Origin of the sequence: Niastella caeni (assembly GCF_004834005.1) — a bacterium.
Classification (GTDB): Bacteria; Bacteroidota; Bacteroidia; order Chitinophagales; family Chitinophagaceae; genus Niastella; species Niastella caeni.
Genome location: NZ_STFF01000001.1, coordinates 1,067,930 through 1,091,223 on the forward strand (window position 1 = coordinate 1,067,930; position 23,294 = coordinate 1,091,223).

General features: G+C 44.0%; 24 protein-coding genes. 13 read left to right on the forward strand and 11 right to left on the reverse strand.

The features are described from left to right. Positions 1 to 172 precede the first annotated feature (172 nt). From FAM09_RS04070 to FAM09_RS04100, 7 genes are all read left to right on the forward strand, one after another. Positions 173 to 826 (forward strand): Crp/Fnr family transcriptional regulator, encoded by a 654-nt coding sequence (locus tag FAM09_RS04070; RefSeq protein WP_136575783.1) that lies wholly within the window; start codon positions 173 to 175, stop codon positions 824 to 826. A gap of 378 nt (positions 827 to 1,204) precedes the next feature. Continuing rightward, entirely contained in the window at positions 1,205 to 2,065 is an 861-nt protein-coding gene (locus tag FAM09_RS04075) for a LiaF transmembrane domain-containing protein (RefSeq protein ID WP_136575784.1), read from the forward strand. A 35-nt stretch (positions 2,066 to 2,100) separates the two neighbouring features. Beyond that, positions 2,101 to 2,460, forward strand: a complete 360-nt coding sequence (locus FAM09_RS04080) for a DUF4288 domain-containing protein (RefSeq protein WP_136575785.1) — start codon at positions 2,101 to 2,103, stop codon at positions 2,458 to 2,460. A gap of 97 nt (positions 2,461 to 2,557) precedes the next feature. After that, complete coding sequence (locus FAM09_RS04085) at positions 2,558 to 3,595, forward strand: sensor histidine kinase (RefSeq protein WP_136575786.1); 1,038 nt, start codon at positions 2,558 to 2,560, stop codon at positions 3,593 to 3,595. A 60-nt stretch (positions 3,596 to 3,655) separates the two neighbouring features. Beyond that, positions 3,656 to 4,396: a LytR/AlgR family response regulator transcription factor gene (locus FAM09_RS04090; protein WP_136575787.1), complete on the forward strand. Its 741-nt coding sequence runs from the start codon at positions 3,656 to 3,658 to the stop codon at positions 4,394 to 4,396. Positions 4,397 to 4,603: 207 nt separating this feature from the next. Next, positions 4,604 to 5,509: a T9SS type A sorting domain-containing protein gene (locus tag FAM09_RS04095; protein WP_136575788.1), complete on the forward strand. Its 906-nt coding sequence runs from the start codon at positions 4,604 to 4,606 to the stop codon at positions 5,507 to 5,509. 350 nt (positions 5,510 to 5,859) lie between these two features. Beyond that, positions 5,860 to 6,252, forward strand: coding sequence for a hypothetical protein (locus tag FAM09_RS04100; protein ID WP_136575789.1), 393 nt, complete (start codon positions 5,860 to 5,862; stop codon positions 6,250 to 6,252). A gap of 149 nt (positions 6,253 to 6,401) precedes the next feature. Here FAM09_RS04100 and FAM09_RS04105 read toward each other — a convergent pair whose 3' ends face one another. Both FAM09_RS04105 and FAM09_RS04110 read right to left on the reverse strand, forming a co-directional pair. After that, positions 6,402 to 8,132 carry a M28 family peptidase gene (locus FAM09_RS04105; protein ID WP_136575790.1) on the reverse strand — a complete coding sequence of 577 codons (1,731 nt, stop codon included), beginning with the start codon at positions 8,130 to 8,132 and terminating at the stop codon, positions 6,402 to 6,404. A 228-nt stretch (positions 8,133 to 8,360) separates the two neighbouring features. Beyond that, complete coding sequence (locus tag FAM09_RS04110) at positions 8,361 to 9,479, reverse strand: anhydro-N-acetylmuramic acid kinase (protein WP_136575791.1); 1,119 nt, start codon at positions 9,477 to 9,479, stop codon at positions 8,361 to 8,363. A gap of 97 nt (positions 9,480 to 9,576) precedes the next feature. Between FAM09_RS04110 and upp the strand changes: the two genes are divergently transcribed. Next, positions 9,577 to 10,227 carry a uracil phosphoribosyltransferase gene (gene upp / locus FAM09_RS04115; RefSeq protein ID WP_136575792.1) on the forward strand — a complete coding sequence of 217 codons (651 nt, stop codon included), beginning with the start codon at positions 9,577 to 9,579 and terminating at the stop codon, positions 10,225 to 10,227. 153 nt (positions 10,228 to 10,380) lie between these two features. Then, on the forward strand, positions 10,381 to 11,403 hold the full coding sequence (locus FAM09_RS04120) for a PorP/SprF family type IX secretion system membrane protein (protein WP_243751587.1): 1,023 nt from the start codon (positions 10,381 to 10,383) through the stop codon (positions 11,401 to 11,403). A gap of 164 nt (positions 11,404 to 11,567) precedes the next feature. Here FAM09_RS04120 and FAM09_RS04125 read toward each other — a convergent pair whose 3' ends face one another. The 4 genes from FAM09_RS04125 to FAM09_RS04140 are packed head-to-tail and all read right to left on the reverse strand — an operon-like array spanning position 11,568 to position 13,359. After that, positions 11,568 to 12,146 (reverse strand): YdeI/OmpD-associated family protein, encoded by a 579-nt coding sequence (locus FAM09_RS04125; RefSeq protein ID WP_136575794.1) that lies wholly within the window; start codon positions 12,144 to 12,146, stop codon positions 11,568 to 11,570. A gap of 13 nt (positions 12,147 to 12,159) precedes the next feature. After that, positions 12,160 to 12,540 carry a DoxX family protein gene (locus FAM09_RS04130; protein ID WP_136575795.1) on the reverse strand — a complete coding sequence of 127 codons (381 nt, stop codon included), beginning with the start codon at positions 12,538 to 12,540 and terminating at the stop codon, positions 12,160 to 12,162. A 6-nt stretch (positions 12,541 to 12,546) separates the two neighbouring features. Next, entirely contained in the window at positions 12,547 to 13,029 is a 483-nt protein-coding gene (locus FAM09_RS04135) for an SRPBCC domain-containing protein (protein ID WP_136575796.1), read from the reverse strand. 6 nt (positions 13,030 to 13,035) lie between these two features. Continuing rightward, positions 13,036 to 13,359 (reverse strand): ArsR/SmtB family transcription factor, encoded by a 324-nt coding sequence (locus FAM09_RS04140; RefSeq protein ID WP_136575797.1) that lies wholly within the window; start codon positions 13,357 to 13,359, stop codon positions 13,036 to 13,038. Positions 13,360 to 13,548: 189 nt separating this feature from the next. Between FAM09_RS04140 and FAM09_RS04145 the strand changes: the two genes are divergently transcribed. Next, on the forward strand, positions 13,549 to 14,661 hold the full coding sequence (locus tag FAM09_RS04145) for an SGNH/GDSL hydrolase family protein (protein ID WP_136575798.1): 1,113 nt from the start codon (positions 13,549 to 13,551) through the stop codon (positions 14,659 to 14,661). A 132-nt stretch (positions 14,662 to 14,793) separates the two neighbouring features. On the opposite strand, the gene FAM09_RS04150 is transcribed toward FAM09_RS04145, so the two are convergent. Beyond that, positions 14,794 to 15,417, reverse strand: a complete 624-nt coding sequence (locus tag FAM09_RS04150; protein WP_136575799.1) for a DNA-3-methyladenine glycosylase — start codon at positions 15,415 to 15,417, stop codon at positions 14,794 to 14,796. A gap of 181 nt (positions 15,418 to 15,598) precedes the next feature. Here FAM09_RS04150 and FAM09_RS04155 point away from each other — a divergent pair, with 181 nt between their 5' ends. Both FAM09_RS04155 and FAM09_RS04160 read left to right on the forward strand, forming a co-directional pair. Continuing rightward, positions 15,599 to 16,369: an EI24 domain-containing protein gene (locus tag FAM09_RS04155; protein WP_136575800.1), complete on the forward strand. Its 771-nt coding sequence runs from the start codon at positions 15,599 to 15,601 to the stop codon at positions 16,367 to 16,369. A 166-nt stretch (positions 16,370 to 16,535) separates the two neighbouring features. Further along, positions 16,536 to 17,246, forward strand: coding sequence for an SAM-dependent methyltransferase (locus FAM09_RS04160; RefSeq protein ID WP_136575801.1), 711 nt, complete (start codon positions 16,536 to 16,538; stop codon positions 17,244 to 17,246). A 105-nt stretch (positions 17,247 to 17,351) separates the two neighbouring features. On the opposite strand, the gene FAM09_RS04165 is transcribed toward FAM09_RS04160, so the two are convergent. Both FAM09_RS04165 and FAM09_RS04170 read right to left on the reverse strand, forming a co-directional pair. Then, positions 17,352 to 17,726, reverse strand: coding sequence for a hypothetical protein (locus FAM09_RS04165; RefSeq protein WP_136575802.1), 375 nt, complete (start codon positions 17,724 to 17,726; stop codon positions 17,352 to 17,354). A 131-nt stretch (positions 17,727 to 17,857) separates the two neighbouring features. Next, entirely contained in the window at positions 17,858 to 19,222 is a 1,365-nt protein-coding gene (locus FAM09_RS04170; RefSeq protein ID WP_136575803.1) for a M20/M25/M40 family metallo-hydrolase, read from the reverse strand. A gap of 29 nt (positions 19,223 to 19,251) precedes the next feature. Here FAM09_RS04170 and bshA point away from each other — a divergent pair, with 29 nt between their 5' ends. Then, positions 19,252 to 20,454: an N-acetyl-alpha-D-glucosaminyl L-malate synthase BshA gene (gene bshA / locus FAM09_RS04175; RefSeq protein ID WP_243751588.1), complete on the forward strand. Its 1,203-nt coding sequence runs from the start codon at positions 19,252 to 19,254 to the stop codon at positions 20,452 to 20,454. Positions 20,455 to 20,504: 50 nt separating this feature from the next. Here bshA and FAM09_RS04180 read toward each other — a convergent pair whose 3' ends face one another. After that, on the reverse strand, positions 20,505 to 21,731 hold the full coding sequence (locus FAM09_RS04180) for a murein hydrolase activator EnvC family protein (RefSeq protein ID WP_136575804.1): 1,227 nt from the start codon (positions 21,729 to 21,731) through the stop codon (positions 20,505 to 20,507). Positions 21,732 to 21,875: 144 nt separating this feature from the next. Next, a complete protein-coding gene (locus FAM09_RS04185; protein ID WP_136575805.1) occupies positions 21,876 to 23,267 on the reverse strand; it encodes a murein hydrolase activator EnvC family protein in 1,392 nt (463 codons plus the stop codon). Positions 23,268 to 23,294: the final 27 nt, after the last annotated feature.

The window sequence follows — 23,294 nt, forward strand, 5'->3', positions numbered from 1 at the left end:
CATTTACCACAAAATCGCATTATCTGCAACTTCATATTATAAATACTAGTAAACTAAAAATATTCTTTATATCTTTAATAGTAACATTCTTTGCAAATACCCGCGCCTTTCCTTTGAAGCTGATAAAGGTTTAAAACGTATTCTCAATTAAGGAACCAAAAAACCTTACAAGATGACTTCATCAACAGTAAACAAGAAGCCAGGCGTGGAGCAATGGTTATCTAAAACTGCAATTCCCGAATCACCTTTTACTTTATTTGTAAAAAATATATATCCCGTTAGTAAAGAAGCTCAGGAATACCTGAATCAAAAGAGCTATCCCAGTCAGTTGGACAAAGGTGAATTTCTAGTTACAGCCGGGTCCATGTGCTCCCAACTATACCTGATACGAAAAGGCATTTTACGTAGTTATGTAAAAGAAGGTGCAAGAGAGATCACCACCTGGATCTCGAGCGAGCAGGAACTGGTAACCTGTATCACCAGTTTTGGTTTACAGCAACCCGCACGCGAAAACATCCAGGCGTTGGAAGATTGCGAACTCTCTGGCCTCAGCTTTGAGGACCTGCAATATTTATACGATCATTTTCCGGAAGCGAATATTGTAGGCAGAAAAATCCTCGAAAAATATTATCGCGATGCTGAGGAAAGAGCCTTCATTGCCCGCTTAATGGAAGCCACTTCCAAATACAAACATTTTATTGCCACTAAAAGCGACCTGCTGAACCGGGTTCCGCTTAAATTCATCGCTTCTTACCTGGGCATGACCCTGGAAACACTCAGCCGTATCAGAAGCAAATTGTCGAGGAATATTAATGAATTCAATTAGATGAATGGTGAATCCGGCAAACCGGAACCAATTTGCAAAAGAAAAATCCGTTACAAGCTGCACGCTTCAGGCAAGGCAATTTGCTAAAGTTACCGGGTACCGGTTGCCAGGTACCGGGAAAACACTGTGCAAGTTACAAGGTAAACCTGCATGTTAACCTCCCTGTAACCTTCAACTTGAAACCTGTAATCAGGCATTTGGATACTGCCAACTTCTTCGCCCTGTAACCGGTCGCGGCTAAGCCGGGAGCAACCGGCAACCAGTTCTTCCGGCTTCACCGGTCAAATAGCCGGTTTTACCGACATATATCTTCTGCCTGTCGGCCAGCGCTTGCTGTACGCCGCCGGGGAGTATAGCTTTGTGTAAAATTAATCCCTCATGCGCGATAAGACAATCAAGGAACAGCGGAAGGCTTACAGAAAAGAAAGAAGAAAAGAACTTATGAGAAGGCGGAATAGAAGCGGCAGTGTACTGGCCGGTTTGTTGTTGCTGTGTATAGGATCTATTTTTCTATTGAAAGAGTTTGGTGTTCCATTTCCAGGCTGGTTATTTACCTGGCCTATGATATTAGTTGGGTTCGGGCTTCTGGCCGGCGCCGGCAATTCATTTCGCGATCCGGGTTGGGTTGTTATTACTGGTATAGGTGCTGTATTCCTACTGGATGAGATCTGGCCCAAAGTTCCCATTCACCATTTCATTTGGCCGGTGGTTATTATCGCTTTAGGGTTAATCATAATGCTGGCGCCCCGCCGCCATCGCAAGTGGCATGAGAAATGGAATCAATGGAATGGAATGCAGGGAGATCAGTACAAGCAAAATATACCCAATGTGTATGATGTGCCAGACCCAACCATCCCTGAAACAATGATCAACCCTGCTGCAGAAAGCAATAAAAAAAATAGTGATAGCTGGCTGGAAGTGGTAACCATCTTCGGTAGTGTAAAAAAGCTGGTGTACTCAAAAAATTTCAAAGGCGGCGAAATTATTTCCATATTCGGCGGCGCCGAAATTAATTTAAGCCATGCCGATTTTAACGGCCCCATCTCCATTGAATTGGTACAAATATTCGGCAGTACCAAGCTGATAGTACCCCCGCACTGGCAAATACGTTCACAAGTGGTTGCAGTGTTCGGTGGCATAGAAGATAAACGTCCCCCACAATCGAACTACGATGAAGACAAAGTAATTGTTTTGAACGGTACTACTTTCTTCGGCGGTATTGATATAAAAAGCTATTAATAAATTCTTTCATCCCAACCATTAAAAAGTTTTATATGAACTGGTTCCTGGCAAAAATAGTATACCGGATCATTTGCGGCGAAGGCAACCACACATCCCAGTTTGATGAACAGTTGCGACTGATTCAGGCCAATGACGAAAACGAAGCATTTGATAAAGCAAAGGCCATTGGTGAACAGGAGCAGGAAATGTTCCTGAACCAGCAACAAAAAATGGTATCCTGGCAGTTTGTGAATGTGTGTGAGCTGTATAAGATCTCTGCGCTTATTGATGGCGCCGAATTGTACTCACGCATCCAGGAATCTGATAATGCCGGACAGTATATTGAACTGGTTCATAAAAAAGCCGCTCATATCAAATCGAGCAATACGCATAAGTATTTGCAGTTATTTTAGCGTGAATCGTGAAAACTGCTGCAAGCAATACAGAACACGTAAGACAGAACCGGTAACCAACAACATGTAACCTGTAACTTGAAACCTGTAACCTGAAATGGCTTCTTCTCCACTTGGCACTTTTAAGAACAAAACCATATTTGCAGCAGGCTGGCTTGCCTGGTCGCTGATGCAGGTTAGGATTTTACATGGCTGGGGATTCACCTGGTATATATCGGCCATGGACAGCCTCGTGAGCAATGGATTGCTGGCATTAAAAACCATTCTGATTGTTAATAACCTCTGGTACTACCGCCCTAAGAAAGGAAAGTATATCCATATCATTATAATTTGTGCAGCCGTCTGTGGAATATGGAGTGTTATCGTTAAGTATGCCATGGCCCATATTCTCCCCGATCAACCCGAATACCTGCAATTCCTTGACAAGTTCATGCCCATACGATTTGATATAGCCTTACTGATCACCATCTGCATGGCGCTGATCAGTGAACTGTATTTAACACTGGAAGAACAAAAAGACAGTGAACACCGAAAAACAAATGCCGAGAAACTGTCGCGCGAAGCGGAGTTATATAAATTACGCCAGCAATTGCAACCGCATTTTTTATTCAACAGCCTTAATTCAATCAGTGCTTTGATCACCATACAACCGGCACAGGCGCGTAAAATGATACAACAGTTGTCGGATTTTTTACGAGGCACTTTAAAGAAAGAAGAGAACCAATGGATCAGCCTGGAAGATGAATTACAACATTTACAATTATACCTAGATATAGAAAAAGTTCGGTTCGGTCACCGGTTGAATACTGCCATTAATAGTTCTGACGCAGCTAATAAATTGCAACTGCCCAGCATGTTGTTACAACCGCTGGTTGAAAATGCCATCAAGTTTGGCTTGTACGACACCACCGAACCGGTAACCATAAATATACAGGCCGCACAGGAAAGCAATTACCTGGTTATTACCATTCAAAACCCTTTTGACCCGGAGACTTCATCTCCCAAACAGGGAACAGGATTTGGATTAAGCTCAGTACAGCGGCGTTTGTATTTGTTGTTTGCACGAAACGATCTGCTGATCACGAAGCACTCCGATAACCTGTTTACCACTGTTATAAAAATTCCACAGCTTTAACTTTTGATAACGCAATTTTGTATTTCATAATAGAATAACACCCATACAAACAATACTGAGATGAAAAAAGCCATTATTGTAGATGATGAACCGCTGGCACGACTGGTTGTAAAAGAATACCTTTTACAACATCCTGACATAACCGTAATGCAGGAATGCAATGATGGCTTTGAAGGTATTAAGGCAATCATGCAGCACCAGCCCGATGTGATCTTCCTGGATATACAAATGCCCAAGATCAACGGGTTTGAAATGCTGGAACTGGTAGAACAACCACCGGCCGTAATTTTTGCCACTGCCTTTGATGAATATGCCATCAAAGCTTTTGAAAGCCATGCGGTAGATTACCTGTTAAAGCCCTTTAGCCAGGAACGCTTCGATAAAGCCATTGAACGCTTAATAGAGCGTGATACCGCTGTAACAGCCAACAATACCCGCGAACTGCTGGAGACCGCCGCCCAGGGGCCGCAACAAAATCAACGGATCGTTGTAAAGACCGGCAATAAAATAAAGATCATACCTATTGATGAAGTACACTACCTTGAAGCTGCAGATGATTATGTAAAGATCCACACCAGGGAGGGCGCCTTTCTAAAGAACAAGACCATGGGGCACTTTGAAAAGGTGTTGAATCCGCAACAATTTGTGCGCACGCACCGCTCTTATATGGTAAACGTACAACTGGTTACCCGGATCGATCCATATGAAAAAGAAAATTTTCTGGCGCAATTAAAGACCGGCGCACAAGTGCCTGTAAGCAAAACCGGTTATGCCAAATTGAAAAACGTTTTAGGGATCTAAAACCAACTCATAATGTGTATTCAACTCACTATTAAGTATTAACACTTACACTATAATTACTATAATTATTTAATAAAGTTTCTACCTTTATAGGGCACTAGTCCTCATGCATGTGGTAATTTGTTTTAGTATACATTAAATAATTACAACTAAGGTTAAGCGTTTCAGTTAGTAGCATATTCAAATTATCATTAACCCTATAAACTTATGAATCCGACACCCGAAATCCGCGGGAGTAAGATTATTTTGTTCTTACTCTGCTATGCTCTTACGACACCTCGTTTTGCCCAGGCCCAATGTACAGCTTCCGGCCCCAATAGTCCGGGCACCGCAACAAGCACCTCATTTGCAGGAAGTGATTATTCCTTTAATAACCCGTCGAACATTTCAGTTGATGATAACAGCCGTTCTACCGCTTCATCAATAATCAGCCTGCTCAGCGGCCAAACAGAATATTTACAGGCCACTAACTTCGGTTTCTCTATTCCTGTAGGATCTACTATTTGCGGCATAGAAGTAAATGTTGTTAAAAGCGCTACCAACGTGGTGCTCAACCTTACTTCTGTAACAGACTACAATGTACGCATCATCAAAAACGGAACTGTTTCCGGAACAAATCTGGCAGATGGAAGTACTTTGTGGCCATCTTCAGATACATACACCTCATACGGTAATGATAATGAGCTGTGGGGCACTACCTGGTCGCAGGCAGATATTAACAGTAGCGACTTCGGGATTTCCTTTTCTGCCGAAATAAATGGCCTGGTCGGTTTGCTTCCCTCTGCAAGGATTGATTATATCAGTATGACCGTTTATTATTTAGACCCGTCTGTATTGTCTGGTTCAGGTGAGGCTCGTAATTCAACTGTTAGAACCAGTAAGGCAACCGACAATACATTAATAAAATGTTACCCCAATCCATTTACTACTGCCATACAGGTAGCGGGGGTGTTACCAGGGGAACGGGTAGCTATTACTAATATATTCGGACAGCGTTTATACCTGTCGCCACCCGCCATTAATAATACCATGCGCATTGATGTGAATGATTTACAACCTGGTATGTATGTTATCAGTACGGGGAACAAAAAAATGAAGATCCTTAAAAAGTAATGATGTAACCTTTACCGGTAGTTTTTTTCAACCCCTGACCCGGAAAATAAAAACACGGTAAATAACGGTTGGGCATCATGGCCTCCAGATACGAAAACCCGCTACCACAGCGGGTTTTAACTTTTTATAAGGGCCTTACCCATCCTAAAAACAGCCTTTTGTTGGTTTTCGCGGGCGCCTGACCGGATGTATGTTTGCATTACGAAACGCAACAAACGACACAAAAGAGTGTAGATCTGGTAAAAGTACGTTGCTCACTCCACGAAAATCTACGCATTGCCTGCCTCACGCGATTGTAACTCCATACAAAAAGTTCGTAAACAGAAAATAAACATAAAAACATTACATCTATGAAAAAGGCAATCGCTATTATCGCATTAATCGCTTTAACTGTAGGATTCTCAACTATTACACTGGCTAACGACGAAGGTAAACCCAACAATATAACAGAATTGAAGTTCATCGGAAACATGGAAAACCAACCTGTATTCCAATTGAACCTGACCAATGCAGAAGAAGATGAGATCACTGTAACTTTCCGTGATGAAGTTGGTAATGTGTTGTATACCGATAAATTCAAAGGCGCTAACATCTCTAAAAAGTTCTTATTGAAATCTGAAGATTTTGGAAATGCAGCTTTGCATGTAGTAGTGAAATCTAAAAAGAACAACACTTCTGAAGTATATACTATCAACAGAAGCCACACTTACGTAGAAGAAACTGTGGTGAATAAGATCAAGTAATTAAAGCAGTCCAGTCATTTAACTATCAAATAATTTCACAAAAACATCCCGATTTATCGGGATGTTTTTTTTCGTGAATCAGGTAATCGACAAACGTGAATAGCTCTTTAAGCTTTCCGTCGATTTCCTTTTCTCTCTGCAGTTTTTCTTTACAATTGAGAAATATAAACGGCCGTTTGTTGCCTGATGTGCTGCTGCGCTTTTTCTATCGCCTCCCGAACCTTTCTGCCAGCCTCCCCAGCCGGAATATCAATGGTACAAGCCAACGCTTTTATATACCAATCGCTCCATACCTCGAGTATATGTTTTTCTTTCGCTTTGTCATTTCCTTCCTGCACCGCCTTAATACTGAGGTTAAATTCGGTTTCTAACCGTTTCAACGCATTACGGGTAATATCGTTAATAAGCGCTACGGCTGTTTTATTATCAGCCGTTGTAAGCAGGTAGGCGGTGGCCAATGCGCTTTTTGCAACATGCTTCATTTCCATAGGGGAAACCATATCCAACCGGTCTGCATCGGTATGATAAAAAACATCTGTAAAATGCCACATCAGCAATCCGGGGATCCTGGCGTTTAAAAAAGGCGTATGGTCACTGCCACCCTCAAACGGATTGGTGCGCACTACCCAGCCTGTATTGGCTGCTTCAAACAAACACCGGTTTAATAACAGGTCATTAAAATAATGCGGGAACATGTCTTCCTCTTTCATCGGACTCCCCCCCCACTCGCTGTGCTTCTCCTCACCACGCGTCCAGATAGCCGAAGGATCGGGCATTTTTTCAATCAGGAAAGTACCGCCGGTCTTTTGGGTGTCTTCGCCAACCATATCCAAACTCAATCCCCATTTAATGCCTTTGGCCCGCACGGTATCATCCTGTATATAGCGACGGGTAGAAACAACTTCATCGCCCCATAAAAAAGTGAGCGTGCGTTGTGGCACTACTTTCTTTTTTTGCACCAGTAAGGCCGTTGTACGCGCCATTTCGGCCAGCGTACCTACACCCGTTGCATTATCATTGGCGCCCGGTTCCTGCACGTGGGCGCTGAATACAAATCGTTCATTGGGCTGGGTTTTACCGCGCACATTGGCCACCAGCGTTAATTCTTCCGATTCATATATTCTGGTATTGACAACCACTTTTACCGTTACAGGTCCTTTCGCTATTGCCGCTTTCAGTTTTTCTTTGGCAGCATACGATAACAGGAGGCCCCATTTCTGTCGTAATGAATCGGTATAACCAATACCCTGGAACTGGATGGAATTTGTATATTTTGTTGGTTGATTATATGCGTGCATGGAATAGGCCAGTGCGCCAATGGCCCCGTTCTTCATTGCATTACTATAAACACCGCCAATGCCGGCTTCGCCCATTACAATTTTGCCTTTTACATCTTTCCCCTCCCACTCTTTTGCAGAACCTTTGCCGATGTACACCAGTTCGGCCGTTACGCCTTCGGCAGGTGTAGAAGCGGAATACATGGCGATCATATTGCGATTGGTCCTGAACTGCAGCAATGGTTCTTTGTCGCCAACGATGTATAAGCTGGCGTCAACCGGCTCCCACGTTTTATGTTTCATGGGTCTTTTTTCAATGCGGTAGGTAAGCGTTCCCGTTGCTTCGCCGTCAGTTTCTTTTTTATACCCTGCCTGTTGCAGGATCTTTTCTACATGATAAATGCTTTCATTAAAACCGCTGTTGCCGGCCAGTCGCCAGCGTTGTTCTACAAACCATACGGTATTGTATGCCTGTTGTTCATCGAACGTTTTCTGCAGCAGGTTGAAGTATTTTTTTTCGCGGGCAGAAGGTTGCGCCCATAGCGATGAGGTTGCTGCATGTAGCAGCAGGAGTGATAAGGATAAAGTCAGTAACTTTTTCATGAATAAGGTTTTTACTACGGAAATAATATTCGGAACTAAATATACTTATTCCCGAATAACAGGGGAAATGAAGAATTAAAAATGAAGAACAGAGAAATGAAAAAGGAACCCGGAACTGAAAACCTCTATCCGGTAATCAAGAACTGTATTTACTTTCTTCTTCATTTATCATTTTTCATTCATCATTTCTCTCCTTTCAATATTCAATATTCGACATTCAATATTGCCCTACGCTTCCTGTCCAATCCACACCGCGCCGCCAATACTGCTGCGGGAAGCGCCGGTTACCGAGGCCAGTACATTGTTCTCTTCGCGCCAGCGTAAAACGCCTATCAGCGCCATAATAAGCGCTTCCTTGAAATCAATAATATCTTTATCAGGCACGACCACTTCCACTCCAGCGGGCTGTAATACAGCATGCAGGCGTTCCATCAAAAAGGTGTTATGCGCGCCACCACCGGTTGCAAGCAGTTTTAAACTGGCTTCCCGATTGCTATCGGGAGCCGGCGCCTCCTTTTCCAAAATATTTATAATAGAGGCGCTTATTTGCCGGGCAATATGCTCAACCATGGTTCGCATGGCATCGGCGGTTGAAGCGCCGCTGCTTTTCAGCAACGGGTACAATACATCGGTCCCAAAATCATTGGCCAGCGATTTAGGATAGGGCAACTCGTAATACTCCAGCTCATCCAGCATTTTCAGGAGGTTCGGATGCAGGGTACCTGATGCGGCCATTTGTCCGGCATCATCAAAAGGTTTCCCGGCATCATGCGCCAGCATATTCAAAACCCGGTTGGCCGGACAAACATCAAATGCAATGTATTTATCGGGATGATTGTAGGACATATTGGCGATACCACCCAGGTTCAGGAAAAAAGTATAGTTGCCCAGGAGTAGTTTTTCGCCGATAGGCACTATGGGCGCGCCTTGTCCGCCCAGGGCCACATCCATCGCCCGCAGATCGCTTACCACGTTAATGCCGGTAACGGCGGCTATGGCGGCTCCATCGCCCAACTGACCGGTCATTTTTTTAGCGGGGGCATGAAAGGTAGTATGCCCGTGCGAGGCGATCAGTTGTACCTGGTATTGCAGGTTATGGTGAGCAATGAAGGCATTCACCTGCTCCCCAATATAATGGCCATATTCGGTATGTAAAAGATGATAATCCAGCGCATTAAGATGAATGGCGTTCCGCAGCTTTTTCACCCATTCTTCTGAATAAGGGTAACATTCAGCCGCTTTTATTTCATATTGCCAGGTGCCTGAACTTTCGTGAAATTCAACAAAAGCAATGTCTAATCCGTCGAGTGAACTTCCGCTCATAATGCCAATTGCCCGATATATCATAACTGTTGGTAGATTTCTGGTATTAAAAAAGAATATTTAGAATAGATTTGCCCGTCAAATTTCATATATCGCCACCCAAAATCCAAAACTCTTATCAATGGTTATTAACCTTAGCACTCAATGTTCCCTGGTTTGCGACTGGATCAGCGAGATCCGGGATGTTCAAATCCAGTCAGACCGCATGCGGTTCCGCCGTAATCTGGAACGTATTGGTGAAATAGCCGCCTATGAAATCAGCCGCCAACTGGTGTATGAAGAAAGAGAAGTGCAAACGCCGCTGGGAATTTCCCAATGTAAAGTACTTAAAGAACAACCCGTGCTGGCCACCATTCTACGGGCCGGCCTGCCGCTGCACCAGGGATTGTTGAATTATTTCGACAAAGCCGACAATGCCTTTATTTCGGCTTACCGCAAACACCAGCACGATGGCAGTTTCGAGATCAGTTTGGATTATATCTCCTGCCCCGAGCTCGAAAACCGGGTAGTGATCATTTCAGACCCCATGCTGGCGACAGGTTCCTCCCTGGTAAAAACCATTCAATATTTGCGTGACGAGGGTCATCCGCGCGAAATACACGTAGTAGCGGCCATTGCCTGCACAGTAGGAATTGAATATGTGCAACGCAGCGAACCCCAGGTGAAGATCTGGTGCGGGGCCATTGACGAGGAACTAACTGCCAAAGGATACATTGTTCCCGGACTGGGAGATGCCGGCGACCTCGCATTTGGCACCAAAGTTCAGATGTGAGGGGGAAAGAAGGAAAAACACAGTATTAGTTAGATATTTCGTTTTTTATGCACATGGAAAACGACTAAAAAATTAATACCCGATTGTACCGTTATAAGTTCGCACTTGTCGTTTTTATTTCGTATTTTGTTACTAGACTCGAAACCTATGCGGATGAGGAAATTTTATATAACAATTCTAGCTTGCACCCTGCTGAAGACAGCCTCGGCACAAGACCCTAATTTTTCACAATTTTTCGTTTCTCCCCTTACACTGAACCCTGCCTTGACAGGTAAGTTTAACGGCGATTTCCGCATAGCTGGTAATTATCGCGATCAATGGCCCGCGATCAGTAAAGCATTTGTTACTTCTACCGCATCGTTCGATGCCCCGATCTTACGCAGTAAAATTTCAGAAATAGATACCTGGGGTGTTGGTGTGCTGGCAATGACAGATAAAACAGCTAACGGTATCCTATCCACTAACCTGATCTCTATATCTACCTCGTATCATAAAGGAATTGATGAAGATGGACTGAACTCGATCGGCGTAGGCTTTCAGGGTACATACAATACCAAACGCCTCGATGGCACCAAACTGAATTTTGAAGACGAACTCGACCAGTTCGGTGGCTGGACGAACCCTAGCGGTGAGGCTGTGAACGACCGGCAGATCAACCTCAGCTATTTCGATCTTTCGGTAGGCGCCCTGTTCAATGGTTCTACCGATGGCTTTAATAATTATTACCTCGGCGTAGCAGGCTATCACCTCAATAAACCAAAAGAATCGTTTACCGGTGATATCTTCTATACATTAAATCCCCGTTTAACCGTGCACGCGGGTGGCGCGCTTCCATTGGCCAATAATACCCGCACGGTATATTTCAGTTCATTATTCAGCCGCCAGGCAGGCGCTACGAATATTGTAGCGGGTGGTGCTGTTGGTTTCAATATGAACCAGGATGAAGATAACCCTACTAACTTTTATGCAGGTTTATGGACGCGTTTCAACAATGTAAACGATGCCCTGATCCCTTACCTGGGCCTGGAGTTTGGCGGGTTTAGACTGGGCGCTTCCTACGATGTCAATATCTCCAGTTTGAAAGCCGCTTCACAAAGCCGTGGCGGTATAGAAATCTCACTCATCTTTATCAAACGTCCGCCGGGGAATAAAGGAATTCCCTGTCCGCATTTTTAATTATTTAGAAGATCCGGTCATTGCCGGGCTGACTAAAAGGGCGAAAAACCTATTATAGATGGTCTGATTGCCAGATTGATTTATTTTTTTAGTTGCTGAAATTCAAAAGCGATCCTACCGCTCAGAACTCCGCCAATCGAACCATAGAACTATCTAACATTGCATTAATCATCTATTCCCTTTCCTTCAAGGATCTGTGGTATATATTTTTCAACCCTCGACTCCCGGGTTTTGGCTTGTTTGGCCTGGGAAAAATAAAAAATATATGCTCTTTGCCGTCCCGGCGTCAATGCTTCAAAAGCCTTTTTCAGGGCAGGCATTTTATTTAGTTTCTTTTGAAATTCCTCGGGAATGGCGAAGTCTGAAGTCTTTTTTAATTTCACTTTCAAACCGGCTCTTTCCACTTCAATAGCTTCATATATATAAGCTTTGATGATGGGTTCCATTTTCACTATTTCCCTGGTACTGGTGAACCTGATCTGGCGCGCCGCCTGCACATTTTCCGTTTGTTGAATGAGAATACCATCGGGATCATTTAACAGGGCACCTTTGAAAAACAACAACGCACAGTAGTCTTTAAATCCATGGATCAAAACCAGGTTATTGTTCTGAAAGGTATAACAAGGGCAACCCCATTTCAATTCTTCGGTAAGTCCGCAGTCGAGCGTGATCATTCTCAACTTTTCATATTCTTTCTGCCACTTTTCGGCTTTATCAAAATACCAGTCAACTTCAGGATTCATGTTATTCATTTTATTAATTAGCTGAAATTGTTTTTCTGTCTGCAGGTCTGAAATACCACGATACCAGCGTCAGGACCAGCAAAAGTAAGGAAGGAAATATTTCACTCATCGAAGAACCCGATGCAATGCGTGAAAATGTGGCTCCGGTCATGGCAAAGAAAAAGCCGGCATAAGCCCATTCCTTTAGTAAAGGAAATTTAGGAATTAATACTGCTACAACGCCCAACATTTTCCAAATACCCAATATGGTTAGAAAATAAACGGGATAGCCCAATTTTGAAATGCTATTTACTTCATCTTCCATTTTTAATAGCTGTACCAGTCCGGTCGACAGCATTCCTAATGCCAGCCAGCCGGTTGCAATCCAATAGATAATTTTATTTCTCTTTGTCATAAGGTATTATTTTAATTTGCTTAGAACGTCCTGAAGTCGGTTATGCGCCATGTTCATGCCATATTCAAAAGGCATCTTCAGATGTTGGTCTCTGTATTCAACTGATTTATATACTATCTGCATTTTAAGTCTGCAGGTATCTTCAGTAAGCTGTTCAAATTCCAGGTACTCAATCTGAACGGGAAAAGGCGTATTTTCCATTTCAAATGTGCGGGTGATCTTCTGGTTCTCAACAAACTCATGAATTACCCCATTGGCCCCAAATAACATGTTTCCCTGGGCATCTGTTGTTTCAAATCGCCAACTACCGTGCCGCCTGGCTTCCAGTTTTTTCACTTTCGTTGTTCCATATTCGTGAGACATCCATTCTTCAAAAATCTCAGCCTCTACATGTGCTTTAAAAAGCAGCGCTACCGGCAAATCAAATTCCCTTGTTATCACTAAATCCTGTTTACCTTCTTCTGCGGTGATCTTTGTTTTCTTTTCCATGGGATCCTATTTTTTTGGTTTGTATTTTTTCATAATGCTTTCCAGTTTATTAAACCGGTCATCCCACATTTTGCGGAACGGCTCAATAAAGTCTGCTATTTCTTTCATCTTCTGAGGATTTAAGTGATAGTAAATTTCTCTGCCGTTTTGCTCTTGCCCAAGTAATTCGCACTCGGTAAGTATTTGCAGGTGTTTTGAAACAGTTGGCCTGGCGGTGTCGAAGTTTGCAGCTATTGCCCCTGCCGTCATGGCTTGTGAGGCTACCAGCAGCAATATAGCCCTTCTTGTAGGGTCTGCTATGGCCTGAAATACGTCTCTTCTTAAATTCATTATGTAGCTATTTGACTACAAATATATGCGTAGCCATTTAACTACACAAATTTTTCTTTTATGCCTTATAGCAGTGCCGGGTTATTCAGTTTTTTAGCCTGGCCACTACCAAAAAAGTATGCGCAATGGGCAAAATAATACCAGCGATATGCCGGCAAATCAAATATTTTTGGCAGCAATAAGATTGCGATGTCAACTAAAAAATGCTGTCTTGGTATAGTAGCCATTTATATTGTATGCGCTGGTTGTTTTGTAGCCAAACCAGCCTCCGCCCAGGCTTATCGTTTACCAGCTGCCGCCTTCCACCCTTTCGGCCGTAGTATAATCAATGAACAACACAATCTTGAATTAATTAGTAGCGCCTGCCAGGTAGGTTTTAGGTATACAGGAACCAAATTTCAATTAACGGTATCAATTCCATCGTGGATGCATCACAACTACCTGCAATACGAGTTGGATGGCGTATATCAAAAACGCATTCGCGTCGATTCTGCATTAAAAGAACCAATAGAAATAACAGCCCCCACAGCGGGAGCGCATACCATTTGGATCTACAAAGCCACTGAAGCGCACACGGGCGCCATTATATTACATGCAGCAAGCGCTCAGGACATTCAGGCCCTTCAACGGCCCGCAGCACCGCTGATTGAATTTATCGGTAACAGCATTACCTGCGGTGCGGCCGCTGATGCCTCGGAAGTGCCTTGTGGCGCCGGGCCATATCACAATCAACACAATGCTTATATGGCCTATGGACCGCGCGTAGCCCGGGCATTAGGCGTGAATTATATTATGAGCAGTGTAAGCGGCATTGGCATCTATCGTAACTGGAATAGCGATAACCCGATCATGTTGCAGGTGTATGAGAATACCGATTTCCAGGTACAAAGCCAGCATCGCTGGAATTTTTCAACCTACACACCGCAGATCGTAAGCATAGCGCTTGGCACAAATGATTTTAGCGATGGCGATGGTAAAACGCCCCGCAAACCATTCGACAGCGCCACTTATGTACTGAAATACATTCAATTTATACAGTTAGTAAAAACAAAATACCCAACCGCACAAATAGCATTGCTCAGCAGCGGTATGTTGCATGATAAAAAGCGTGAGCAGTTACAAAACTGTCTTACAACTGTAAAAGAAAAAATAGATGCCTTATACCCTTCCGCCAAACCGGTAGCCCTGCACTTTTTTCAACCTATGTATGCCAAAGGCTGTACCGGGCATCCCAGTGTGGAGGACCATGAAGTACTTGCTAAAGAGTTGATACCATTTTACAGGAAGTTACTTTCGAATTAGTTTCTGGTTTCTTGTTTATAGTTTATGGTTTGCCATGCGGGCAGACCGCCATTTTTTAAACTCTCCGAATTAAGAACCATAAACTATAAACCATAAACTATAAACTAAACTATAAACTCATCAATAGCGGCGTTATAAAGACATTGAATGATTTGCTTTTTTTCCACTCACATATGGATTGTCCTTCAAAATAAAACGGTAGGGTAATTTCGCGTCTTCGCCTGCATAATCTACGCCAATACGCGGGGTGGCTATAATATCTTTTTTACCAGGTGTAAAATCATCATTGGCAATATATATTTCCTCCTGCAGCAAATTGTAACCGGTATGGCCGGTATGAATGCCTAACGCTTTTGACACATTCCCTGGTCCTTTGGTTAAAGTATAGTCGGCCTTTTTCTTGCCGGTTCGCTCCAGCATGGCATTAATGCCCTGTATAGGATCAACAGCCCGTATTAAAATGGCATGAGGAATATCTTTTTGATTGGTGACTACATTAAACAAATGATGAATGCCATAGCACAGGTAAACATAGGCGGTACCACCGGGCTGGTACATAACTTCGGTCCTGTTGGTCCTTCTGCCGCCAAAAGCATGGGAAGCCCTGTCGATGGCGCCTGCATAAGCTTCCGTTTCTACAATACGGCCCGACGTTATAACTTCCCCAAATTGAGTAACCAGTACTTTGCCGATCAATTCTTTCGCTATCTTCACCACATCGGCACGATTATAGAAACCGGTATCTAATTTTTTCATCGACAATAATATTTGCAATATTTATCCGGCACCCGCTTTAACGACCATTTTTATGCAGGAATTAACCATGTATTATACTCAAAATTCTGTGAATACAGATTCATTCAATGCCCTAATTGAAATATTTACTAAGTTTGACCCCGCCCAACAATAGAATACGGAAAATTCAAATTTATAAACATTGCTGAAAGAAATCGTTACAGCCATTCAGTCATACGCCAGGGCACATCGCTTTATTCGGGAGCACCGCCTTTGGAAATGGATCATAGTGCCGGGGATCATTTATACCCTGTTGTTTATAGCGGGCATGTATTTTTTCTGGACCTCCTCTAGCCAGGTCGTTTCTTCCTTCAATCACTGGCTGGGTATCGACCGCTGGTTACATCAGCAACGCAGCCAGATCCTGAGTTTCCTGTTCCTGATGGGTGAAATAATGGTGCGCCTGATCATGATGCTGTTTTATTTCTCCCTGTTCAAATATCTTTTCCTCATTATTGGTTCGCCAATTTTCGCCTACCTGAGCGAAAAAACCGAATCCATCATGGAAGGCAAGGATTTCCCCTTTAGCTTTAAACAACTGATGGCAGATATCATGCGGGGTATAAAACTGGCATTGCGTAACACCTTATGGCAATCGGTTTATACCATTTCTTTACTCATTCTTTCTTTTATTCCCGTTGTAGGCTGGGTAGTTCCGGTAACCACGTTGCTGGTGGAATGCTATTATTATGGATTCTCCATGCTCGATTACAGTTGCGAACGCCACCGCCTGTCGCCTTCTGAAAGTATTCGATTTATTGGCAAACACAAAGGACTGGCCATTGGCAACGGCATGATGTTTTACTTAATGCACCTGGTGCCCTTTGTAGGTTGGGTATTGGCGCCTGCGTATGCGGTTGTGGCTGCTACCATTAGTTTATATCATCGGGATGATAAGGTAGGGGTAGAGTAAGTATTGCATTCATTAGTTCTTTAATTTCCGGTCACAGGTTACATGTTGCAGGTTTCAGGGCCTTTAAATTGGAAGCCTATAACCAATCAGCAACCTCAAACTCAAAGCCTCCCTGTAACTTGTAACCTGAAACATGTAACAGATTTTTGAACAACAAACAGTTTCATTGCCATCAAATAGTATAATATATCTCATTCCTTCCGTTGTTGCAGAAAATGCAACCGAAACCATTCCAGCTTACGTGCAGGAAGCTGTTAAACAATGCCAGGTATTTTTTGTAGAGAATGAACGCACCGCCCGCCGTTACTTAAAAAGCATTTGGAAAGAAATTGTAATAGACAACTACACGTGGGTATTGATTGATAAAACCAACAACGTTGCAACCCTCACGGCTTTCAATTCGCATTTAAAGGAAAACAAAAACATTGGCATTATCAGCGAAGCCGGTTGTCCGGGCGTAGCCGATCCCGGCCAGGTGTTGACAGAAGCCGCGCATGCAGCCGGCGCTACCATAAAACCGTTGGTGGGACCCAGTAGTATTTTGCTTGCCTTAATGGCCAGTGGTATGAATGGACAACAATTTCAGTTCGTAGGTTATTTACCTATCGATACCGCTCAACGCAGCAAGACCATTAAAGAGTTGGAAGCAGAATCAGCTAAAAAGAACTGTACGCAGATATTTATTGAAACGCCTTACCGGAATAATCAACTGCTTGAAACACTCATAAAGACCGGCAAGCCCACTACCAAATTGTGCGTTGCGGCCGATATCACCGCTAATACAGAATTTATTCAAACCAAAACACTGGGGCAGTGGAAGAGCAAATTGCCTGATCTGCATAAAAGACCTACTATTTTCTGCTTGCACGCGACTTAACCGTTTTTTGTTTATAGTTCTTTAATTCGCAGATTCCGATAAGATCCGGAGACTCCGAAATGCGGGAATAACCACAAACCACAAACCATAAACCACAAACCTGCCTTACCTATCGTCTCGCATTGAAATAATGCTATCAACAATGTAAGCCGTATTACCGCGCCAGGGAACCACATTGTGATATTCCTTGTATTGCAGATCGAACCATTTACCGCTGTTGGCCATCAACTTCTCGGCTATCGATTTATTCACTACCGAAAATTCAAATTCATACGACCCCATAGTACCGGCTGTTCTTGGCCGGAAGCCTTCCTGGATCAGCTTTCCTTCATAGGTTTTGAACAGGTCGCCCTTTAACACAACATAATTCAAATGACCCGATTTAACGCCCTGTCCGAATACATAAAAATATTTCCAGTAGATGATTATTCCAGCTCCGGTTAGCAGTAGTGCTGCTACTATAAAAAATATCTTTCTCATAATTTGAATATGCTGAACGCTTAACGCTAAAGGCTTAAGGCATTTCTCCACAATGGGTACTTCCTGATTATGCTCAGATGACCCATAGTTCGGGCTTGCGTTAGGCCTTAAGCGTTCGGCATTTAGCGCTTTTATAGCCCGTATTTATCCACAAGATATATCAATGCAACCATAGAAACAGCGCCCAGTTCCAGCTCCCTTTTGTTAACCGATTCAAACACATCGCTGCGGGCATGATGTATATCAAAATACCGTTGCGAATCGGGTTGCAAGCCGGCCAACGGTGTTCCCAGTTCGCGGTACAATGGACCAATATCAGATCCGCCACCGCCGTGACTAATATCACAGATACCATATGGAGACAGCAAAGGCAACCAACTGCGTAATTTATTCAGTTGCTCCTGACTCATGGTTACCCCAAAACCACGCGGCGTAAATCCACCGGCATCACTTTCCAGGGCAAAAATGTGTTTCTCTTTTTTTGTACGTGCTTCCTCGGCATATTTGCTGCCACCGCGTAAGCCATTTTCTTCATTGGCAAATAACACCACACGGATCGTACGCTTTGGTTTATACCCGATGGCTTTCAAGGCGCGAATCACTTCAATCGATTGTACGCAGCCACTGCCATCGTCATGCGCACCTTCGGCCGGGTCCCACGAATCGAGGTGACCGCCCACGGTAATGATCTCATCGGGAAATTCACTACCGGTAATTTCACCTATAATATTATGCGCAACTGTATCGGGCAACATTTTGCCGTTTGTTTTCAGGAATACAGTAGCGGGTTCTTTTTCCAATAAGGCAGCCAGCCGGTCAGCATCCTGCAAACCCATGGCGGCTGCGGGTATTTGGGGGAAAGAATCGTTGTAACGGGTAGAACCGGTGTGCGGATTGTTATCTGCCGCATGGCTCATAGAACGGATCAATACGGCCGCAGCGCCGTATTTGGCAGCCTGGCTGGGCCCTTGTCCGCGATACCCTACCGCATCGCGGTAGGCATCAAAAGTTTTTATATACGTATCGTTAAATTTATAATTATAGAAAACGATCTTTCCTTTCAGCGTTGCTTTTTTCTGTTCCAGCTCATCAAAAGAATTGACCAATACAACAGGCGCCTGAATGCCTTTGGGACCGGTGCCTACCGAATTACCCAGCGCCAGAATATCGAGCGGTTGATTTTTTTTACCTGGTAAAACGATCGACGCCTCGTCTTTACCGCCGCGGATCCAATGCGGCACCAGGCACGATTGCGATATTACCCGGTCGGCGCCGGCCTGTTGCAGGGCTTTCTGGCCCCAGGCTTCTGCCTTATAGGTTTGTGGCGAGCCGGTGAGCCTGGCACCCACCTGTTTGGTAAGGATATGTAAATTATCGTAGGCCTTGCCGTGCAGCAGGATATCATTGGCAATAGCCCGTATTTTTAGCGAATCTTCATTTTGAGCATAGCCTGTCGCGGAAACAATTAACAATGCCGTAAACAATTTAAATCTCATGTGCGTTATTTTACGCTAAAATAGTCAAAATGATCCCTTGGGCATTATTGGCTGTTTTAAATTACCTTCACACCCTTAATATAGATCGCTATATGCGCATTGGAATTGTATGCTATCCTACGTTTGGCGGAAGCGGCGTTTTAGCAACGGAATTGGGAAAGGCTCTGGCTGATAAAGGACACCAGGTACATTTTATTACGTACCAGCAACCGGTGAGGTTGAGCGAGTTTAATGCCAACATTTTTTATCATGAGGTGCGGGTGCCCACCTATCCGTTGTTCGATTATCCGCCTTACGAAACGGCTTTATCCAGTACCATGGTAGATGTTATAGTAAATAATAATATCGACCTTTTGCATGTACATTATGCCATTCCGCACGCATCGGCTGCGTATATGGCCAAAAAGATCCTGGAAAAACAAGGAAAGATCATTCCCGTTATAACTACCCTGCATGGTACCGATATTACCCTTGTGGGCAAGGATAAAACCTTTGCACCGGTGGTTACTTTTTCTATCAATGAAAGCGATGCCATTACCGCGGTATCTCAAAACCTGGCGGCAGAAACCTATCGCAATTTCAAGATCGAAAAAGAGATCAAGGTTATCCAGAACTTTGTAGATGTAAAACGCTTTCGTAAAAAACCCATCGATGCGTTTCGCCGGGTAATTGCACCGCACAATGAAAAAGTGATTTTGCATGCTTCCAACTTCAGGAAATTGAAAAGAGTGAACGACGTAGTAAAAGTGTTTGCCGAGATCAATAAAAAAGTGCCCAGCAAATTGTTGTTCGTTGGCGACGGACCAGAACGCCCAGCGGCGGAAAGCCTGGCCCGTGAGTTGGGGGTATATGATGAAACCCGTTTTGTAGGCCGGCAGGAGCAGATTGAAGAAGTGCTGGCGATCAGCGATCTGTTTATTCTGCCTTCCGATTATGAAAGCTTTGGATTGGCGGCATTGGAAGCCATGGCAGCCGGGGTGCCGGTTATTTCAAGTAATGCCGGTGGTTTGCCCGAAATAAATGTAGAAGGAGAAACAGGTTACCTGGCCGATGTAGGTGATGTTGATACCATGAGCAAGCGGGCTATTGAGTTGTTATCGGATGAGAAAAAATTAGAACGTTTTAAAACTAAAGCGGCTGCTCATGCCCGCTTGTACGATATAGATACCATTGTACCGCGGTATGAAGCGCTGTACAATCGCTTTTTACAAAATATCAATAGCAGGGTATAAATTCGTTAACCGTGTCACGGTTTGGAACCGCGGCACGGTTTCTTTTGAAACTATCGCTTCCTGATCCATTTCTCAGGGTCTACGTTATTCCTTTCTTTCATCAGAATAAATTCAATTTCCCCGTTACCATCGGCATTGGTTGCTGCGGTCCCCAGCACCTGGCCCCCGGTTATCTTTTGATTTTTTGATACACTTACCGACGCCAGGTTGCTATATACCGTGAAGTATTTTCCATGCCTTACTATTACAGACCAATTCCCTTCAACGCTGAACACGCTTGTTACATCGCCTTCAAAAATGGCTTTTACAGTTCCTCCCGGTTCTGTTTCTATGGTTAACCCCGGGTTATTACCAACAATATCTACTATCCCCGGTATGCGATAAGACCCAAAATGAATTTTGATCTGTGCTTTTTCAACAGGCCAGGGTAACCGCCCTTTATTATTTTCGAAACTCCCGCTGATCCGCAATCCTTCGGGTGTGGTCTCTAACACACTTTTATTATGTTCATTTTTAGAAGTGGAATTATTGTTTGAAGTTTTCTCAGCCCTGTTAAATACATCGCCGATAGCGCTTTGTATCGCCAGCCTTAATTTCATGTCGGCCTTCTTTTTCGCGGTCAATTCTTTGGTTATTTCCTTCTCCCGGCTCTTTAGCGTTCTCACTACCGCATTCTTCTCTTTTTTCTCTTCCTCCAGTTCCTGCTTTTGCTTTTCCTGCTTTTGTATAATGGCATCTTTTTCCTTGCGCGTCAGCTCCAGGCCGGTGATCTTTCCTTCCAATACCCCTTGCGTATTCTTTATGGCAATTGCCTGCTCTTCGCAGTATTGATGGTAGGTGCGGAAATATTGGATCCTGCGTAATGCATCATTAAAAGAGGAAGCAGAAAAAATAAAATTCAGGTATTCGTAATTGCTGCGGAGTTTATAGGCGTATACGATGTTGCGGGCGTATTGTGCTTTCATGGTATCGAGCCGGTCTTTCAGGCTGTCAATCTCACTTTTCGATTTACCGATATTCCCTTCCAGGATGTTCATCTGCCGGTTGATATTATTGATGGCCCGTTCGCGCAACCTGAGCTTTCGCTTCACCATTTCCAATTGCATAACCCCCGCGCTGGTGCGCTTTTTTGAATCTTTGAGCGTATTCTTCAGCTCATCTATTTCACGCTGAATTTCCGATTGCTTCTGCTTTAATTCTTCACTGCTGCCCGGTTGCCGGGCAAACAAGGTTACTGTGATGATCAGGGCTACAAAAGTGGCCATCCATTTTTGCATAGGGGCAGATTTAAAATCAATAAGCAATGGGCAAGCTTTAAACGCGGCAATTGCCAATTGATTATTAAATGTATTTAGTTTAGCAGCGTTGCAACTTCGCTGAGGATCTATTTGCCAATTGTTTATTGCATATTGCCAATTGGTTTACCTTCTGCGTATCCAGCTTTCAGGATCCAGGTTCCTGTTTTCCTGCATCAGCAGGAATTCAATCTCCCCGTTGCCGTCGTCATTGGCGGCAGCACGGCCTAACACTGTTCCACCCGATATTTTCTGATCTTTTGATACGCTTACGGATGATAGGTTACTGTATACGGTAAAGTATTTTCCATGACGAACCAACACACTCCAGTTGCCATCGATATCGAAGATGCGCGATACTTCGCCTTCAAACACGGCCCTTACCACTGCACCCTGTTCTGTTGCCAGGGTAATACCGGGGTTATTACCACGCAACCTTGTGCCTTCAATGGCATACGTTCCAAAATGGATCTTCACATTGGCTTTTTCAACTGGCCAGGGCAACCGGCCTTTATTACTTTCAAAACTTCCACTTATCCTGAATGCTTCCGGCGTTGCTGTCAACGGGCTTTCAGCCGGGTTTTTGGGTGCTTCTTTTTTGGGTTCAACCTTTACTACAGCAGGCGTAGTGGCCGGGGTGGTAGCAGGTGCAGTAGCAGCGTTGGCTTTTTCCTTTTCTGCCGCTGCTTTTCTGGCTGCTTCTGCGGCAGCAGCTTTCCTGGCATTTTCTGCCGCCTCTGCTGCTTCCCTGGCTTTTGCTTCGGCTATTGCTTTTTCACGGGCAATCTTTATCTCCCGGTCAATTGCGGTCCTGATGGCTACCTTTAATTTCTGATCGGCCTTTTGCTTCGACGTAAGCTCTTTGGAAATTTCCTTTTCTCGCGCCTTCAACTTGCCCAGGATCTCGTTCTTCTCCTTTTTCTCATCTTCCAGTTCTACCTTTTGTTTTTCCTGCTTCTGCAGTACGGCGTCTTTTTCTTTACGCGTATTTTCAAGCCCCGCAATCTTATCGTGCAACAACACCTGGGTGTTTTTTATGGTAGAAGCCTGCTCTTCGCGATACAGCCGGTAAGCGCGTAAATATTGCACCCTCCGCAACGCATCGTTAAAACTGGCTGCCGAAAATATAAAGTTCAAAAAGTCGTAGTTGCTGCGATTTTTATACGCATACACAACGCTTTTTGCATACTGCTGCTTTAACGTATCGAGCTCGCTTTTCAGGCGCTCAATCTCATTTTTCGACTTACCGATGCTACCCTCGATAACGTTTATTTGCTGATTGATATTGCCGATGGCCTGCTGCCGTAAGCGTAGCTTTTTTTGCACCATCGCCAACTGTAACAAACCGGCTTTGGTATTCTTCTTGGTATCCCTCAGTGTACTTTTCAGCTCATCTATTTCACGCTGAATTTCAGCCTGTTTCTTTTTAAGGTCTTCACTACTGCCTGGTTGTTGTTGCGCAAAAAGGGCAACCGAAACAGCCGTGGCCAGCAAACAGGTAAACATCATTTTCAGCATACTGAAAGATTTTTAAGTGTTAATAGG